General features: G+C 57.8%; 14 protein-coding genes. 6 read left to right on the top strand and 8 right to left on the bottom strand.

What is annotated here, in order from left to right; translation table 11 throughout:
• Positions 1 to 248 precede the first annotated feature (248 nt).
• The 5 genes from RRB22_08720 (at position 249) to RRB22_08740 (ending at position 8105) form a co-directional block, all read left to right on the top strand.
• Positions 249 to 3209: a spermine synthase gene (locus RRB22_08720; protein MDT8384484.1), complete on the top strand. Its 2961-nt coding sequence runs from the start codon at positions 249 to 251 to the stop codon at positions 3207 to 3209.
• Positions 3210 to 3355: 146 nt separating this feature from the next.
• Entirely contained in the window at positions 3356 to 3871 is a 516-nt protein-coding gene (locus tag RRB22_08725; GenBank protein ID MDT8384485.1) for a heme-binding protein, read from the top strand.
• Positions 3872 to 3970: 99 nt separating this feature from the next.
• Entirely contained in the window at positions 3971 to 6145 is a 2175-nt protein-coding gene (gene uvrD, locus RRB22_08730) for a DNA helicase II (protein ID MDT8384486.1), read from the top strand.
• 324 nt (positions 6146 to 6469) lie between these two features.
• Positions 6470 to 7570, top strand: coding sequence for a TRAP transporter substrate-binding protein (locus RRB22_08735; GenBank protein ID MDT8384487.1), 1101 nt, complete (start codon positions 6470 to 6472; stop codon positions 7568 to 7570).
• Between the two features lie 52 nt (positions 7571 to 7622).
• Positions 7623 to 8105 carry a peptidylprolyl isomerase gene (locus RRB22_08740; GenBank protein ID MDT8384488.1) on the top strand — a complete coding sequence of 161 codons (483 nt, stop codon included), beginning with the start codon at positions 7623 to 7625 and terminating at the stop codon, positions 8103 to 8105.
• Positions 8106 to 8319: 214 nt separating this feature from the next.
• On the opposite strand, the gene RRB22_08745 is transcribed toward RRB22_08740, so the two are convergent.
• The 8 genes from RRB22_08745 to RRB22_08780 form a co-directional block, all read right to left on the bottom strand.
• Positions 8320 to 8934, bottom strand: a complete 615-nt coding sequence (locus RRB22_08745) for an outer membrane beta-barrel protein (protein MDT8384489.1) — start codon at positions 8932 to 8934, stop codon at positions 8320 to 8322.
• A 27-nt stretch (positions 8935 to 8961) separates the two neighbouring features.
• Positions 8962 to 9651 (bottom strand): DUF799 family lipoprotein, encoded by a 690-nt coding sequence (locus RRB22_08750; protein ID MDT8384490.1) that lies wholly within the window; start codon positions 9649 to 9651, stop codon positions 8962 to 8964.
• 26 nt (positions 9652 to 9677) lie between these two features.
• Positions 9678 to 10028, bottom strand: a complete 351-nt coding sequence (locus RRB22_08755; GenBank protein MDT8384491.1) for a DUF4810 domain-containing protein — start codon at positions 10026 to 10028, stop codon at positions 9678 to 9680.
• Positions 10025 to 10348, bottom strand: a complete 324-nt coding sequence (locus RRB22_08760) for a hypothetical protein (protein MDT8384492.1) — start codon at positions 10346 to 10348, stop codon at positions 10025 to 10027. The genes RRB22_08755 and RRB22_08760 overlap by 4 nt, the downstream gene beginning before the upstream one ends.
• A gap of 11 nt (positions 10349 to 10359) precedes the next feature.
• Complete coding sequence (locus tag RRB22_08765; protein MDT8384493.1) at positions 10360 to 11295, bottom strand: CsgG/HfaB family protein; 936 nt, start codon at positions 11293 to 11295, stop codon at positions 10360 to 10362.
• A 348-nt stretch (positions 11296 to 11643) separates the two neighbouring features.
• On the bottom strand, positions 11644 to 12960 hold the full coding sequence (locus RRB22_08770; protein ID MDT8384494.1) for a TRAP transporter large permease subunit: 1317 nt from the start codon (positions 12958 to 12960) through the stop codon (positions 11644 to 11646).
• Positions 12960 to 13502, bottom strand: a complete 543-nt coding sequence (locus RRB22_08775) for a TRAP transporter small permease subunit (protein ID MDT8384495.1) — start codon at positions 13500 to 13502, stop codon at positions 12960 to 12962. Before RRB22_08775 ends, RRB22_08770 begins: the two co-directional genes overlap by 1 nt.
• A gap of 135 nt (positions 13503 to 13637) precedes the next feature.
• A complete protein-coding gene (locus tag RRB22_08780; protein MDT8384496.1) occupies positions 13638 to 15266 on the bottom strand; it encodes an HDOD domain-containing protein in 1629 nt (542 codons plus the stop codon).
• A 214-nt stretch (positions 15267 to 15480) separates the two neighbouring features.
• Here RRB22_08780 and traF point away from each other — a divergent pair, with 214 nt between their 5' ends.
• Positions 15481 to 16833, top strand: a complete 1353-nt coding sequence (gene traF, locus RRB22_08785; GenBank protein MDT8384497.1) for a conjugal transfer protein TraF — start codon at positions 15481 to 15483, stop codon at positions 16831 to 16833.
• Positions 16834 to 17012 lie beyond the last annotated feature (179 nt).

A 17012-nucleotide genomic window follows, 5' to 3' on the forward strand; every position in this document is an offset into this window, starting at 1 on the left:
TCATCGCGTCATTTGAATTGACGGCCTTGATTGACTGCTCAGGCGCGCTATTTCGCCTGCCTGATGTGGCAGGGCGCCATAAAATACATTTATCTGCATATCTGGTCAATGTATAACAGGCCCGATCCAAATCAGTCTTTCGCTGGACAAATGTGCCCTGCATTTCCTAATGACGCGCCCCTGGCACCCCATGGGGTATGATGCGGAGAAAATAGAAATTCCAGCAAATCCCGAGGCCCGCCACCACCATGTCAGCTTCCAGCACCACTGTTACCTCACACGATAACTCCCACAACGGCAAGCTCCCGCTGCTGGCCATCTACCTGCTGTTCACCCTGTCCGGCTTCGTCGCGCTGATTTACGAGGGCATCTGGGCCCGCTATCTGAAGCTTTTTCTGGGCCACTCCTCCTACGGCCAGATCCTCACCCTGTGCATCTTCATGGGCGGCATGGGCATCGGCGCCCTGCTGGCCGCCCGCTACACCCGCGTCATCAAGAATCCGTTTCTGACCTACGCCGCCATCGAGCTGCTGATCGGTGTCGGCGGCCTTTTCTATCACGACCTCTACCTCCTCAGCACCCAGGGCTTCTATCAAACTGTGGCGGGCCTGGGCCCCTTCACCGCCGAGGGGCTGAAGATCCTCATTGCGGTAGCGATCACCGCCCCCATGGCGATCCTGCTGGGCGCCACCTTTCCGCTGCTGGGGGTGGCGGTGATCCGGGTCAGCCGGGACGGGGGCCAGGCCGCCTTTCCCCTGCTCTACTTCACCAATTCCATCGGCGCCGCGGTGGGCATCCTGCTGGCCTCGTACCTGCTGATCCCCCGGCTGGGCACCGAGGGCTCCCTGCACCTGGCGGCGCTGGGCAACGGCCTGATCGCCCTCGGTTTTTTCTTCATCGGCAAGGCCCTGCAGGCTGAGCTGATTCGACCGGGCGAACGCTTCTGCGCGGTGGAGGCGCCGCCGACGGGACAGGCGCAAGGCCCCGGGGTGCTGGCCTTCTCCACCACCCTGTTCCTCGGCCTGAGCCTGCTCACCGGCTTCGCCTCCTTCGTCTACGAGATCGACTGGATACGCCTGCTGAGCCTGCTGCTCGGCGCCAGCACCCACTCCTTCGACATCATGGTCTCCGCCTTTGTCCTGGGCCTCGCCTGCGGCGGACTGGCGGCCAAGAAGCTGCTGCAAAAGACCCGCCACGTAATCATCCTGCTGGCCGTGGCGCAACTGGTGATGGGCGCCTTCGCCCTCACCAGCATCTATTTCTACGAATTCGCCTTCAGCACCATGGAGCACTCGCGGGACTACCTCGACAAGACCGAGCAGGGTTACTGGCTGTTCTCGCTGCTCAAATACGGCCTCAGCCTGTTCCTGATGTTCCCCACCACCTTCATCGCCGGCATGACCCTGCCCATCATCACCTTCTACCTGATGAATGTGACGCGCAGTGAAAAAACCGTCGGCGCGGTATATGGCTTCAACACCATCGGTGCGATCCTCGGTGCGATCATTGCCGGACTGGTGCTGATGCCCCTGCTGCAGCTGAAGATGACCATCGCCGTCGGCGCCTTCATCGACATTGGCATCGGCCTGAGCCTGCTGGCCCTGTACCGGCGCGCGCACCGGCACAGCCCGGGCCTGCTGGGCTCACCCATCCCCCTGGCCGCCGCCGTGGTGGTTGCGCTGCTGATGATCACCCCGCTGCTGTTTGTCAGCCTCAACCCCAAGATCATCGCCGCCGGCTGGTTCCGCCGCACCGCGTTTGTGATGCCCGACGAGCAGGTCACCGTACGCGACGGCAAAACCGCCACCATCTCCCTGCACGAGGTGGACGGCATCAAGATCATCAAGACCAACGGCAAGACCGATGCCTCGGTGGGCGGCACCAAGGGCGAGGACACCCAGGCGGCGCTCGCCTTCCTGCCCATGTCGATGCTTGACCAGCCCTACGAGGCGGCGATCATCGGCCTGGGCAGCGGCATGACCGCCCACTTTATGTTGGGCGACCCGCTGCTACAGCAGATGGATCTCATCGAGATCGAACAGGAGATGGTCAACCTGGCGCGGCGCATCATGCCGGCGAATCGCCGGGTCTATGAAGATCCGCGCGTCAAGCTGGTGATCGACGACGCCCGCACCTATTTCAGCGCCACGCAAAAAAAGTATGACGTGATTATTTCCGAGCCCTCCAATCCATGGGTCAGCGGCGTATCCAGCCTGTTCAGCAAGGAATTTTATCACCACAGCAAACGCTACCTGAAACCCGGCGGCATTCTGGTGCAATGGATGCATCTGCCGGAATTCAACAGCGAGCTGATGCTAACCATTATTAGCGCCCTTAATACCGCCTTTCCCCACGTCAAGGTCTACCACTCGCCGTACGTGGAAAATGATGTGTTGCTGGTGGCCAGCGAACAGGATTTTAATGCCGACAAATACACCCGCTTTTATGACAGCGAAACCATCGCCATGGATTTCCGGCAGATGCGCAAACCCGTCGGCTATTACTCTAACCGCAATTACATCGCCTCGATCGACACCCTTCGCCTGCTCTCCGAGAACAGCCAGCCAAACAGCGATTACATTCCGCTGATCGACTCCGGCGCGGAGCGCGCGTTTTATCTGCGCCAGACCGTCGACCTGTTTGATCCGCTGGCCAACAGCATCGTCTCCTACCAGGAACTCACCGAAGCCGCCTATTTCCAGAAAATGCTGCAGGAGCGTTACCGCTATTATGCAAACTATCGCCCGGATCAACGGCTGCTCGGACAGCTCGCCCTGCAGCTGCGCAACGCCGACCAGCGCAGCAACTGGGGGCAACTGGAGGCCATGCTCTATCAGTCCATGCCCGCCCCCATCCTGCGCGACCTGTGGCACAAACTGGATGTCGTTGGCCAGTTTCGCCAGCATGTCGATGCCGGCACCCCGCCGGAAAAGACCCGGCTGTTTTTCCAGTTTCTGGATAACGTCGCCCACAACCGCTTCACCGATAACGGGCCGATCATCCAGCGCATCGTGCAACAGCTCGGCGACCAAAAGCTGGGGCCGGTCATCGTCCGTGCACTGGCCATCAATGCCGCCATGCTGAAGGATGGGGCCCTGTACAACAGCGTGCTCTCCACCTATGTCACCGGCAACAGTGAGGTCAGTGACAGGGACAAGGCCTACCTGTCGGCGATACAGAAAAAATGGTTCCGGCCTGGCCGATCGTAATGCCCTGGCTCGCACATGGCGCCTGCACTGCGGCGCCGACGGCGAACTATTTGTGCGTATTGCCATCTATCATTAATACATCCTCGTGCGCACACGATCAGTCACACAACTCACCACCATTCACAAAAAACAACAGGAGATCATTTATGAAAACGTTTCGGGTGTTATCCCTTTTGCTGCCGGCCCTACTACTCACCGGCGTAATCTCCACCAGCCAGGCCGAGGAACAACCGGTGACGATCAACATCAAGCGCATGTCGCTGGATACCGCGCTGACGGCCACCAAGGCCACTATCGACGCCTGCCGCAAGGAGGGCGTGCAGATCACGGTGACGGTGATCGACCGTGGCGGCCACCCGCAGGCGATCCTGCGCGACGTGCTGGCGATGGACGTCTCCATTGCCATCAGCCGCGACAAGGCCTACACCGCGATGTCGTTTAACTCGCCCACCGGCAGCCTGGAAGGTCGCTTCGGCGGCAGCTATGGCGTACCCAAGACCCCCGGCCTGCTGATCGCCCGCGGCGGTCTGCCCATTGCCGCCGGCGGCACCATCTTCGGCGCCATCGGCGTCTCCGGTGCACCCTCGGGCGAGACCGACGAAAAATGCGCCCAGGCCGGGATCGACGCCATCATGGACGACCTGCAGATGTCTATCGAGTAGGCCCACACATGGCGACCCACCGCCTGCCTTCTCTCGCCTGACACCCTGGCCCGGCACATACCGCCGAATCCGACCGGGCAGTTCTGATAGAATACCCGGATGGACGTTTCCCACATTATCGATGACCTCAACGAGGCCCAGCGCGAGGCGGTGTGCGCCCCGCCCGAACACGTACTGGTGCTGGCCGGTGCCGGCAGCGGCAAGACCCGCGTGCTGGTGCACCGCATTGCCTGGCTGGTCGCCACCGAGGGCCTGTCGCCCTACGGCATCCTCGCGGTGACCTTCACCAACAAGGCCGCCGCCGAGATGCGCGGGCGCATCGAAGACCTGTTGCAGCTGCCGGTCGGCGGCATGTGGGTCGGCACCTTCCACTCACTGGCCCATCGCCTGCTGCGCACCCACTGGAAGGACGCCGGCCTGCCGCAGACCTTCCAGATTCTCGACAGCGAGGACCAGCAACGCGCCATCAAGCGGGTGATCCGCAGCCTCGACCTCGACGACACCCAGTGGCCCGCCAAACAATCGCAGTGGTTCATCAACGCCCGCAAGGACGAGGGCCAGCGCCCCGAGCACATCGAGCACTTCGGTGATCCCTACCAAAAGACCATGATCCGCATCTACCAGACCTATGAGGAGATGTGCCAGCGCTCCGGGCTGGTGGACTTCGCCGAGCTGCTGCTGCGCGCCCACGAACTGTGGCTGAAGAATCCGCACGTGCTGGCGCACTACCAGGAACGCTTCCGCCACATCCTGGTGGACGAATTCCAGGACACCAACAGCATCCAGTACGCCTGGGTGCGCATCCTCGCCGGCAACAAATCGCGTGTGTTTGCGGTGGGGGACGACGACCAGTCCATCTACGGCTGGCGCGGCGCGAAAATCGAAAACATCCAGCAATACACCCGTGATTTTCCCGGCACCCGCACCGTGAAACTGGAACAGAACTACCGTTCCACCGCCAACATCCTCAACGCCGCCAATGCGCTGATCGCCAACAACGACGACCGGCTCGGCAAAAACCTGTGGACCGCCGACGCAGACGGCGAGGCCATCCAGCTCTATTCCGCCTTCAACGAACGTGACGAGGCCCGCTTCATCGCCGACCAGATCCAGGACTGGGTGGATGACGGCAAGCCCTACAAGGACAACGCCATCCTGTATCGCTCCAACGCCCAGTCCCGCGTCATCGAAGAGGCGCTGATCCAGGCCGGTATCCCGTATCGCGTGTACGGCGGCATGCGCTTTTTCGAGCGCGCCGAGATCAAGGACGCCCTGGCCTATCTGCGGCTCATCGCCAACTGTCACGATGACGCGGCCTTTGAACGGGTGGTCAACACACCGACCCGCGGCATCGGCGACAAGACCGTCAGCGCCGCGCGCGATTACGCCCGCCAGCACAGCATCGCGCTGTGGGCGGCGGCCGAGGCGCTGGTCGAGCAAAAACAGCTGCCGGCGCGGGCCACCGCCGCGCTGGGCGCCTTTCTCGAACTGATCACCCGCCTGGCCAGCGATACCGACGGCATGGATCTTTACGAGCAGATGGAACACACCCTGCACCACAGCACCCTGCTCGAGCATTACAAAAAGGAACGCGGCGAAAAGGGCCAGGCGCGGGTGGAAAACCTGGAGGAACTGGTCAACGCCGCCAAGTACTTTGAGCAGGCCGAGACCCCGGAAGACGAAGAAGAGATGGACGAACTGTCCGCCTTTCTGTCTCACGCCGCACTGGAGGCTGGCGACAACCAGGCCGATGGCTCGCAGGACGGCGCACAGCTGATGACCCTGCACTCCGCCAAGGGTCTCGAATTCCCGCAGGTGTTTCTGGCCGGGGTGGAAGAGGGGCTGTTCCCGCATCAGATGTCGCTGGAGGAACCGGGCCGCCTCGCCGAGGAGCGCCGCCTCTGTTATGTAGGTATCACCCGCGCCCGCCAGCGCCTGTTCCTCACCCACGCCGAGACCCGGCGGCTGTACGGCAACGAAACCTATCCGCATCGCTCACGCTTCATCAGCGAGATCCCCGCCGAGCTGATGCAGGAGGTGCGATTGGGGGGCAGTGTCAGCTATGCCGCGCAAGGCACGGCGCGGTTTTCCTCCGTGCAGGACCCGTCCGTCAACGGCATGCGCCTCGGCCAGCGGGTGATCCACGCCAAGTTTGGCGATGGCGTGGTGCTCAACCTCGAGGGCCAGGGCGCCCAGGCCCGCGTGCAGGTTAACTTCGACGGCCTGGGCAGCAAGTGGCTGATGATGGAATACGCCAACCTGCAACCGGCCTGAGCCACAAATCCAGACCCCTGCACCCACACGTTTATTTGACCCCCCTGCACGACCTGGGGTTAAATCGGCGCACTAGTGTGGTGTTTCATATAAAACGCACACTTAGACGAGATAGACTTGAGGTGGGCCCTAAGGATTCTATCTCGCCCTACGGGAAGCCACTCAAGGCGCGATTGCCGCGTTGCAGACCTTGGAAAGGTAGCCGACATTCCCGGCGGTCTGCGCCTTGCACTCGCGCCTTGAGTGGCTTTCTAAATGCACGTTTTATATGAAACACCACACTAGCGGTCATATCCCCGCAAAAATCATATAAAGGACGGCACCATGCCCCGACACCTTCTATCCATTCTGAGCCTTTTCATCGCGCTGCTACTGACCGCCTGCAACCAGCCGCCCCAGCCCACCACGGCGGCGCCCGCCGCGGAGCCCGACAAGACCTATGACTGGAAACTGGTCACCACCTGGCCGCCCAACTTTCCCATCTTCCAGGAGGGTGTGGAGCGTTTTGCGCAGGAGGTGAAGACCCTCAGCAACGGCAAGCTCAACATCAAGGTCTACGCCGGCGGCGAACTGGTGCCACCGCTGCAGACCTTCGACGCCGTGTCGCAGGGCACGGTGGAGATGGGCCACGGCGCGGCCTATTACTGGGCGGGCAAGATCCCCGCCGCCCAGTTTTTCACCGCCGTACCCTTTGGCATGAACGCCCAGGGCATGAATGCCTGGCTGTACGCCGGCGGCGGGCTGGAGCTGTGGCGTGAACTGTACAAACCCCACAACCTGGTGCCCTTCCCCATGGGCAACACCGGCGTGCAGATGGGCGGCTGGTTCAACAAAAAGGTCGATACCATCGCCGACCTCAAGGGCCTGAAGATGCGCATCCCCGGCCTGGGCGGCAAGGTGTTTGCCAAGGCCGGCGGTACCCCGGTGTTGATGGCCGGCGGCGAGATCTACACCGCCCTGGATCGCGGCACCATCGACGCCACGGAATGGGTGGGCCCCTTCCACGACGAGCGCCTCGGGCTGTATCGCGCCGCCAAATACTACTACTACCCCGGCTGGCAGGAACCCGGCCCGGTGCTGGAACTGACCGTCAACGCCGAGGCCTGGGCGAGCCTCAGCCCGGACCTGCAAAAGGCCATCGAGACGGCCTCCACCGCCGCCAACACCTGGTGGCTGGCGCAGTTTGAGGCAAAGAATCTTGCCGCCCTTGCAAAACTCAAAAACGACCACCATGTACAGATTTACCCATTTCCGGACGAGGTGATTGGCGAACTGCGCAGCCTGTCGAAGGTGGTGCTGGAGGAAGAGGCCGAGAAAGATGCCGATTTCCGGCGCATCTACCAGGCCTACCAGGCCTTCTCCGACAACAACGACAGCTGGAACACCCTGTCCGAGTCCGCCTACGCCACGGCCCGTAAACCCTAGTCCGAAAATCACACACCCAAAACACACCTTCCATCAATCAAAGAGGATTCACATGACCATTGCCGAAAACAAGGTAGTCACCCTGCATTACACACTCACCGATGACGCCGGCACCGTTATCGACAAGTCCGACGACGGCAGCTTTCTGTACCTGCACGGCGCCAGCAACATCATTCCCGGCCTGGAGAACGCCCTGACCGGCAAGACTACCGGCGACGAGCTCAAGGTCACCGTGAAACCGGAAGAGGCCTACGGGGTGCGTGATGACGCCCGCCTCGAAAGCGTGCCCCGGGAGATGTTCCCCGAAGACACCGAGATCGAAGCCGGCATGCAATTCCACGCCGAAGGCCCCGAAGGCCAGACCATCACCGTGTCCGTGGTCGAGGTCACCGACGAGACCGTCACCGTGGACGGCAACCATCCGCTGGCCGGCGTGCAACTCAACTTCAACGTCAAGATCGTCGAGGTGCGCGACGCCTCCGCCGAAGAAATGGAGCACGGCCATGTGCACGGCCCACATGGTCATCATCACTAGATAATCGGTTATCTAACCGATATAAAAAGGCCTGCACTTTTAACCAGTGCAGGCCTTTTTTTGTGGTGCGGAAGGAAAAGTGAAGAAGTACAACAAGCTAAAAAACTGCTTGGCGGTCTGACTTCAACATATTTTGACCTGGAGAATGTTAAATGTAAGACCTGACGCTTTTCTTTTTGATCAAATAATTTTATAGACGGACATCTAGGGAAGATTAAAAATATTTCGACGCGGAAAAAATAGTAGATTGCGAATCATCGCTGGATGAGAAATGTAATCCAAGGGAGACATGCTTAGACATATAACCCTCGACACCCAAATTCAAACCTGTATCAGTTTCGCCGTCAAAAAAGGACTGATCAGCACCGACATTCAGCTCCAGCTTGTCACTCAACATCGTGCGAACACCTATCGATACTAATTGCCCGTCTTTATCATTCTTGGTGGCAGGAAAACCACCAACCTTTGCCTTTACCTCACCCAGAAGTAATGCAGCACCAAGTAAAACATCAGTTTTCTGGGAAACAGGTGCGTGAAAAAGGATGCCCAGCATTTTGGCATCTACATCCAATCCTACTTTGCTACCGGAAATATTCACGTCGCCGGCTGCATTCGCGATTCCAAAAGTCACGGCAAATTGCTTATTAGCATCAAAGGAAGCTGTTAAATCATATCCATCGGCCTTCAAATCATCGCTAATCCCGATCATCTCCACTGTAAAATCCGCATATCCGAGCGATATTTTATTGTAGTTAAACTTTGCCGCCTGGACCGAAGCTTGAGCTGACAGGAGAACAAGAAAAAGAATGCTGATGAGGTTGTTTTTCATTATTAATTTTCGTTGTATTCAACAAAATTACGGTTGTGCGACGGTAGAATTTGCAGGCGGCACAATCATTTGTTTGCTGTCCTTGCCATGAAGGTTGTGGTATCCGCCATAGGGAATATTATTCAGTGCGATGTAGTTCACATTGCGTGCTATGGGGACGTAGTCCTGAGTAGAGGTTTTAATTGCTGTAGCAATCAACGCACCGAGAAGACCCCCTCCATTATTACTATCGCCACTGGTATCCATCACCAGCTCATTGGCATAAGACCATATTTCGGCGCCAGTTTTGGTGGATTTGAGTTTGTAGCTAATACCCACTTTGACGTTACCGCCGATTACGTAATAATTTGTATCCCAGCGATCAATAGTCACATAAAGGACTGCATCGGCTCCAAATATTTTTGAAAACTTCTGCGGGGGGATGGATAACATTTGATCGCCTGTACTAAGGCCTTCATTACGCAAAAACTTTTGAGTAATTTCTGTGGATAATACATAAAAGCCGGAATTCGCTAATGGCTGCGCAATAGTTGAGGAATATAGATTTGGGGCATCAGCCGCCGTACTGTGATTAACAGCTGGCAATACCATTACCGTTTTGGGCATTTCTAGGTACATTTCAGGGTACACATCACCCTTCGGTATCCGATTGTTGACCGCGCAACCGGAAAGCACCAGCAGGGCGAAACACAACATGCTTACTATAAATGCTCTCATAATCAGCTTTACCTTTTTTGAATGAATCAGCTCTTTTTAAGAATTTGATTAACCATGGCCTTAGATTCTGGATAAACGCTCAGCTCCAGGTTGAAATATTGGTTTGCTTCCTTTTGCTTGCCGTCTTCCAAGGAATACATGCCCATTTCAGCATATAGACCTGGTGGAACTCGAAGATTCATTTCCTTTGATTTCGCAATCACTTCATTGATTTCGGCAATATGTTTAGCGCGAGCCTCCGCTCCTGGATTTTTTTTCAGCTCATACAGGGTGTGTGAATACTTTCCCCAGTAAAGACCAGATTGACTGACATTCATGGTTGCACAACCAGACAACCAGAGAACGCCCATTAATGCTACGAATAGTCTTTTATTCACAATCTCACCTCAAAGCTATTGCCGTTAGATACATAGAATTTACGATGAGCCTTTAACTCACCATTTTTGGTAATTTTTACAGAATGGTTGCCAATGGAAATTTCAATCTTGGTGGCAGTTTGCCCATTTATATCGAATGAGACGGTATCTTTTTCCAATTCAAGTGGCTTGCCATCATCTATGGTCACTACATTACCTGCAGGTTCACCAATAATCAGCAAGTAGGCCTTATCTGAAACCTGTGTGGTTTGCTCAAAAGAGCCGCAGGCGCTAAGTGCCAGCATGAGCATGATGCTGATCAATACAATTAGTTTTTTCATAAATTCCTCGATTAGATTTCCTGAACCACCAGATCTTTAATGGTCAGCCCTTTCAAAGTGCCGCTAGTTACCGTACATATTGAGATTTCATTATTGCCTTCACCGGAAAAGGCGGCGATGGTCAGCTTAGCGGCCTCACTTCGTGGCAGTTCTATCATCATGCCTGTCTGAGGATTTTTGACTTTACGGCCCATTTTCATCACTTTCAATTCATCACCGACATTCAAACCTTGCGCCTTACCCCCCGATATAATCACCTGCCCGTCTTGCTGATCGAGAATGTAGGCCGCCCATGGCTTGTCCATCAGGTTTTCAACCAGGTTGCTGACTAATTTGGAAATAGCAGCAGACAAGGCTTTGTCGTCTATTGAGGCATCATATCCCGCACGCTCACCCACACCAAAAACCCGATTCGCCTCAGACATTGAAGATCCGCTGCCTTCTTGTGAGAAAACTATCTGGCCGGTAGTGACATCCACCAATCTGACATTGACTGTGGCATTAGCTTCCTGTTTCAGGTTACGTGAAAACACGCCGACTTCACTCGTTGCCTTACGACCAAACTCAGAGACTGATCCGATAATGAGATAATCTGCCCCGATAACTTCTGCGTTGACCTTGGCGATGTTTTGCTCGGTCTTTATTTTGCCAAGATCAGCGCGCTCAAACATCAGGAACTTGCCTGTCTGTGTCAGGCGTGCGGAGAGAATATCCATGGCCTGTTTTCCAATCTTGTCGTTATTTTCATCCAGTAAAAAACTATTCCCATGTTTAGTTTCATTGCTGAATCTTGCAATCGCCACCTTACGCTTCAACCCTTTAAAGGATTCAGGCACGATCGTTTTGCTTACTTGAGGCCCAGGATCAGGTTTGTTGACCGTTTCAATAGTTGCTGTAGAACATGCAACCAGGGATAAAAGAAGAAGAATCGTCAAGTATTTAGTCATGAAGCAATGCCTTATTTAATTAGCTGGGTATATTTTTTCTAATTCTTACCATCATACCTAGGGGGTTCGTAAACGCCTACATTATTTGTAAGGCAATTCTTACAAAATTAAAAATATAATTTGGTGCTCTTGTGTTTAAGAAAATGAAAAGAAGCACAATTGTACTTCTTTAGGTTATACAAACAACTTGTATTTATCGGCTATTCTTTTCGTTCCTTGAATAAATTTAGCTTATCGACAATTCCCTTCTTCAGATAAACGCCTCCTGTACTCACCAGGCCAGATCACCATTTTTGCTGATTCACCGCTTCTAACGCCGATTAGTAAAAAATCACCTCGCCAAACCGCTCAATATCCCTGCAACGCATCCATCATATCCGGCAGCCACAGGGTGAGCTGCGGGAATAGGGCGACCAGCAGCAGGGCCACCAGCTGGATAATCACAAAGGGCACAATGCCGCGGTAGATCTGCGGCATGCGGATCGTCGGCGGGGCGGCGGCCTTGAGGTAGAACAGCGAAAAGCCGAACGGCGGGGTGAGGAAGGAGGTCTGCAGATTCAACGCGATGAGCACCGCGAACCACAGCATGTCCACGCCCAGGAAGGCGGCGATGGGCGCGAGGATGGGCACCACGATGAAACTGATCTCGATGAAGTCGAGGAAGAAGCCCAGCACGAAGATCACCAGCATGCTCACCAGCAGAAAACCCCATGCCCCGCCGGGCAGGCCAGTCATCAGCTGCTTGACCAGCTCGTCGCCGCCCATGCCACGAAACACCAGGCCAAAGGCGGTGGCGCCGATCAGGATCATGAACACCATGGAGGTCATGCGGGTGGTGGAGCGCATGGCCTCGCGCAGATTGGCAAGATTGAGTTTTTTATGAGTAGCGGCCAGCAACAGCGCACCCAGCGCGCCCACGGCGGCGGATTCGGTGGGCGAGGCGATGCCAAAAAAGATCGAGCCCAGCACCGCGAACACCAGCAACAACGGCGGGATCAGGCCTTTGAAAATCTGCGGCCAAAGTGCACCAACATCATCGTCAATCGGCAGCGCCGGTGCCTCCAGCGGTCTGAGCTTGGCGCGCACCAGCACATACAGAATAAACAGCGCGATAAGCAGCAGCCCCGGCGTCACCGCCGCCATAAACAGGCGGCCCACCGGTACGCCCATCACGTCCCCCAGCAACACCAGAATAATACTCGGGGGGATGATCTGCCCCAGGGTGCCCGCGGCGGCGATGGTGCCGGTAGCCAGCTCCGGCCGATAGCCATGGCGCAGCATTACCGGCAGGGCGATCACCGCCATGGTGACCACCGTCGCGCCCACCACGCCGGTGGTGGCGGCCAGCAGCGCACCGACCAGCACAATGGACACCGCCATGCCGCCGCGCACGCGACCGAACAGCCGGGTCATGGTCTCCAGCAGGGCCTCGGCGATGCCGGACTTCTCCAGCACAATGCCCATGAACACGAATAGCGGCACGGCGATCAGGGTGAAATTAGTCATCACCCCCCAGATGCGCAGTGGCAGCAGGGTGAAAAAATCCAGCCCCAGGGCGATGCCGCCAAACAACAGCGCCACCGCCCCCAGGGTAAAGGCCACCGGGTAGCCGATCAGCAGCAGGGCGACCGCCACCGCCAGCATCACCAGCGCCCACACCGCCATCAGGCGGCCGGTCCGTTGTCGGGGTTTGCCGTTCTCACCAGCAGGGTGCGCAGGCTGCGCAGCATGTGCGCCATGCCCTGTAGCAGCAACAGGGAAAAACTCAGGGGGATCGCCGCCTTGAGCAGGAAGCGATAGCGCAGGCCGCCGGGATCCGGCGAACCCTCGCCGATGACGTAGGCATTTTCTACAAACGTTAGTGAGCTAACGATAATCAGCAGGCAGAACGGCAGCAGAAAAAACAGCCCGCCCAACAGATCGATCCAGGCCCGATGGCGATCGCTCAGGCGGCGATGGCGATAAAAGATATCTACCCGCACGTGGTCGTCGTGTTTGAAGGTATAAGCGGCGCCGAGCAGAAAGATCAGCGCAAACAGGTGCCACTCCAGCTCCTGCAGACCGACCGAGCCGACCTGGAACAGGTAACGCATGGCCACATCGTAGGCGATCAGCAGCACCATCCCCAGCACCAGCCACGACACGGCGCGTCCAGTCGCCTCGGCGAATTTCTCCAGCAGATCGATGACAGGGGTGAGGTACTGCAAAACGGGCGGCGCTCCGGCTCTTTATAACGGCTCTCTACATGAGCGGCCATTCTAAACGGCCCACGGGGGCGGCTCAATGCAGGAATGTTTTTACTTTGTGTTTGAAAGGCGGGAAGGGGGCGGCAAAAGGCGCTATCAACGTATCTGCAATGCCAGCTGCGCCTGCGCCACCAGCTGACTAAAACTGCGCTGATCCTCGGGGGTGATGCGTGCACCGGTCAGCGCCTTGTCAGCATAAAACACTCCCAGTGGCCGGTTTCTTGAGCGCAGGGCGCCGAGGATAAAGCCATTGGCGCCGGTCTTCTGCTGAAAATCCTTCGGCAGCTGCGCATGCCAGTCACCCTGCTCGATATCGCTCACCAGCAGCTCGCCACCCTGCATGATGATCTTCGAGAACAGATCCCTTTGCTCATCGACCTCAAACGAAAGATAGGTCTCCAGCGCCTCGGTATTGTCGCCGGCCAGCATCCGCGCCGCATAGGCCGTGTGTTTTGGATTCAGCAGGCACAGCACGGCGCGATCAAAACCCACCCCGCGGTGGATGCCCTCCAGCACCTTTTCCAGGATGCTGTTGAAGTGCGCCTTCTGGGTCATCAGGGTGGTCACCTCAAACAGGATGCCTAACAACAAATGGGGGTCACCGGGTTTGGCTGCCGACATTGTCGCGGGTTGATCACCGGCGGCGCTCGACCCCGGAATTTTTTCGCCCGGCGCGCCTGTCGCGGCGGGCACTGCCTCGTTGTCGGCCGGCACGACCTTTATCTCGCTGCTGGCGTAATAGGAAAACTGCCGCGCCATCTTTTCGAGATCCTGATCCGCATCACCGCGCATCCGCGGCGTGAGGTGGGTTTTGCTCAGCCCGTAGTCCTTCGCCAGCTCGCAACTCTGCCGGAAGGATTCCTCCAGCGCCGCGCCGACCTCCTCTTTCCTGATGCCCGACACCATGGACATGTCGTGCTTCAGTTCGGCGAGGGTCTTTTGGGTGCCGGGGTTCTCGGCGTACAGCAGTTCCATGGTCTGGTTGGAGAGCGATGCCAGGGCGCCGGTCAGCTCGGTCTGGTTGCGAATCCGCGTCAGGTTTTTCGCCTTGTGTTCATCCAGCGTGTCCACCATGTTTTTGGGAAAGTCCCAGTCCCGGAGCACATCCTGGCCCAGCTGCTGCAGGCTGGTGCCGAGGACCTGGATCTCTGCCTGTTCACGCGGCAGGACTTCCGTCCGTTGCAGCGCCGCGATTTCTCGAAAATATTCCGGCAGGGTGTAGGCCACGACGATCTGACCCAGATTGTGCAGCAGGCCGCAGATGTACACCTGCTCGATGTCCTTGATGCCACACTTCGCCGAGATGCCGCGCAGAAAACCGCCAGTCAGAAAGGCATTCACCAGCATGCCGGTCATGTCGATGCCGGGGAACTCGCGCTGGAAGCTGTCAATCAGTTTGAGGGTCAGCACGGCGCTCTTTACCGTGCCAAAACCCAGCACCACCACCGCCCGTGACAAGCTGCCGATCTTTCCCTGGCCCCGGTTATAGAGCGGCGAGTTGGCGAGCTTGAGCACCTTCGAGGTCAGATTGGCGTCCTTGAGGATCTCCACCGACAGGGCCATGGCATCGGCATCGGGATCGGAACCCACCAGATTGATGCGATTCACCGTGGCGCTGAAGATGGGCATGTCGCCCTTCTCCTGCAGACGATCGCGCACCATCGCCAGGCTCTGCTCGTGGCTCAGGCGGGTGGTGGCCTTTTGCGGCTGATCAAGTGTCGACATAACTTCTCCATGGATTCAGGTACTCTATCGGCAGGGGTCGGCTGCCATTGAGCGAAAGCTGCGCCCGCCCATCAAATCCGTGGGGTTAAAGAAACGGCCGCCGCCGGCCGATCAATGCAGGCAACTAATTCAGACAAACCCTCCCGCTGTGGTGCTGCGCAGGCCACCGACGAGACAGGATCGTCACCCATAAAAACACAAAACGGAGACCCCAATGAAACGACTCATGACTGCCACCACCCTAACCACGGCCATGGCCCTGGCCCAGGCAACGCCGCTGTACCATCCGCCGGGCCCCAACCTCACCTATGGTGCGGTGAGCAATGGCCAGACGATTATGTCGGACATCACCAACCCGGCCGCCGGCGCCGCGGCGCTGACCAAAAACGGCAACCAGTACCGCTTTGGTATCCTGGGTTCGGTCGGCGCCGGCTTTGAATTCGGCAAGGTGGACGATCTGTATGAACGCATCGATACCGAGACCGAGGCCTTCCAGTCGACGCAATCCGTAACTGGCGGTACGCCGACCGAGGCGGCAGCCAATCTCGCCAACAGTATCGATAGCCTCAATGGCGTGCTCGCTGAGGTGGAGGCTGACGGTTACGCCAAGCTGTTCGCCTCGGCCCACCTGCCCATCATGCCGCTGGTGGTGGCCCATCAAGCCCTGGGCGGGAGCCTGGTATTTGACGTCAACGGCTCTGTCGCTGCCCGGGTCTCCGCGCTGCATGACACCGTGGTCTTCAACGAGACCGCTGCCGCCGCCGGCACTGACGATCTGACCGACGACGTTGTTGTCACCTTCGTCGGTGGTGCTCCCACCGGCTACACCATCGACAACGACAGCAGCCTGGTGATCCGTGGCGCCAGCACCACCGAACTAGCCCTGGGCTACAGTCGGCCGGTGATGGAGCTGGGCGGCGGCACCCTCTACGGCGGACTGCGCGGTCGCTACTACACGGTGGGCATGGCCCGCGCCGTCACCCGCCTGGGCGATCTGGTGAATGACGCCGAGCAGGCCTTCGATGATGCGCTGGATGAGGATTTCGTCACCGATACCGGCCTGGGGCTGGACCTGGGCGTGCTGTACGTCAAAGAACACTTCCGCCTCGGCGCCACTCTCACCAATCTCAATGAGCCGGAGTTCGAATTTGGCCAGCTCAGTAACCTCGGCGACTTTACCGACCCAGAGGTGCGTGCGGCACTGATCTCCTCCAACAGCTACACCATGGAAAGGCAGCTACAGCTCGAGGCAGCGCTGTACACCGCCAGCCAGAACTGGGTGCTCTCCGCCGCTATGGACGCCAATGCAGTGGCGGATGCGCTGGGCGATGACTACCAATGGGCCACGATCAGCGCGGCCTATGCCACCGACACCTGGTTCCTGCCCGGTATCCGGGCCGGCCTGCGCCAGAACCTCGCCGGCACCAAGGTCAAATACCTGACCGGCGGCCTGACCCTGGGCCCGGTGAACCTGGACGTAGCCTACAGCCCGGACACGGTCACCATCGATGGCGAATCCGTGCCCCGCGGCGCGATCGTCAATCTGGGACTGGAACTCAGCTTCTAGGCCCGCAACCGCCTAACCGCAAAATGGCCGCAGCGAGGTATCGCTGCGGCCTTTTTCATTGCCGGAGAGCAATCATTACCGCGGCCGCAAAATTACCTCCCCAGCAGAGCGCACTGTACCCCCATCGATACGCAGCCGGTAGGGCGCAATAACCGAAGGGCATTGCGCCGAACGAAATA

The sequence above is a fragment of the Gammaproteobacteria bacterium genome (assembly GCA_032250735.1).
Lineage (GTDB): Bacteria > Pseudomonadota > Gammaproteobacteria > SZUA-152 > SZUA-152 > SZUA-152.

What these genes read in the sequence shown, in the direction of transcription:
- RRB22_08780 (MDT8384496.1), bottom strand. Translation starts at nt 15,266, where the DNA reads ATGTCGACACTTGATCAGCCGCAAAAGGCCACCACCCGCCTGAGCCAC.
- RRB22_08720 (MDT8384484.1), top strand. Translation starts at nt 249, where the DNA reads ATGTCAGCTTCCAGCACCACTGTTACCTCACACGATAACTCCCACAAC.
- RRB22_08735 (MDT8384487.1), top strand. Translation starts at nt 6,470, where the DNA reads ATGCCCCGACACCTTCTATCCATTCTGAGCCTTTTCATCGCGCTGCTA.
- RRB22_08760 (MDT8384492.1), bottom strand. Translation starts at nt 10,348, where the DNA reads ATGAAAAAACTAATTGTATTGATCAGCATCATGCTCATGCTGGCACTT.
- RRB22_08740 (MDT8384488.1), top strand. Translation starts at nt 7,623, where the DNA reads ATGACCATTGCCGAAAACAAGGTAGTCACCCTGCATTACACACTCACC.
- RRB22_08725 (MDT8384485.1), top strand. Translation starts at nt 3,356, where the DNA reads ATGAAAACGTTTCGGGTGTTATCCCTTTTGCTGCCGGCCCTACTACTC.
- RRB22_08745 (MDT8384489.1), bottom strand. Translation starts at nt 8,934, where the DNA reads ATGAAAAACAACCTCATCAGCATTCTTTTTCTTGTTCTCCTGTCAGCT.
- RRB22_08765 (MDT8384493.1), bottom strand. Translation starts at nt 11,295, where the DNA reads ATGACTAAATACTTGACGATTCTTCTTCTTTTATCCCTGGTTGCATGT.
- uvrD (MDT8384486.1), top strand. Translation starts at nt 3,971, where the DNA reads ATGGACGTTTCCCACATTATCGATGACCTCAACGAGGCCCAGCGCGAG.
- RRB22_08750 (MDT8384490.1), bottom strand. Translation starts at nt 9,651, where the DNA reads ATGAGAGCATTTATAGTAAGCATGTTGTGTTTCGCCCTGCTGGTGCTT.
- traF (MDT8384497.1), top strand. Translation starts at nt 15,481, where the DNA reads ATGAAACGACTCATGACTGCCACCACCCTAACCACGGCCATGGCCCTG.
- RRB22_08770 (MDT8384494.1), bottom strand. Translation starts at nt 12,960, where the DNA reads ATGGCGGTGTGGGCGCTGGTGATGCTGGCGGTGGCGGTCGCCCTGCTG.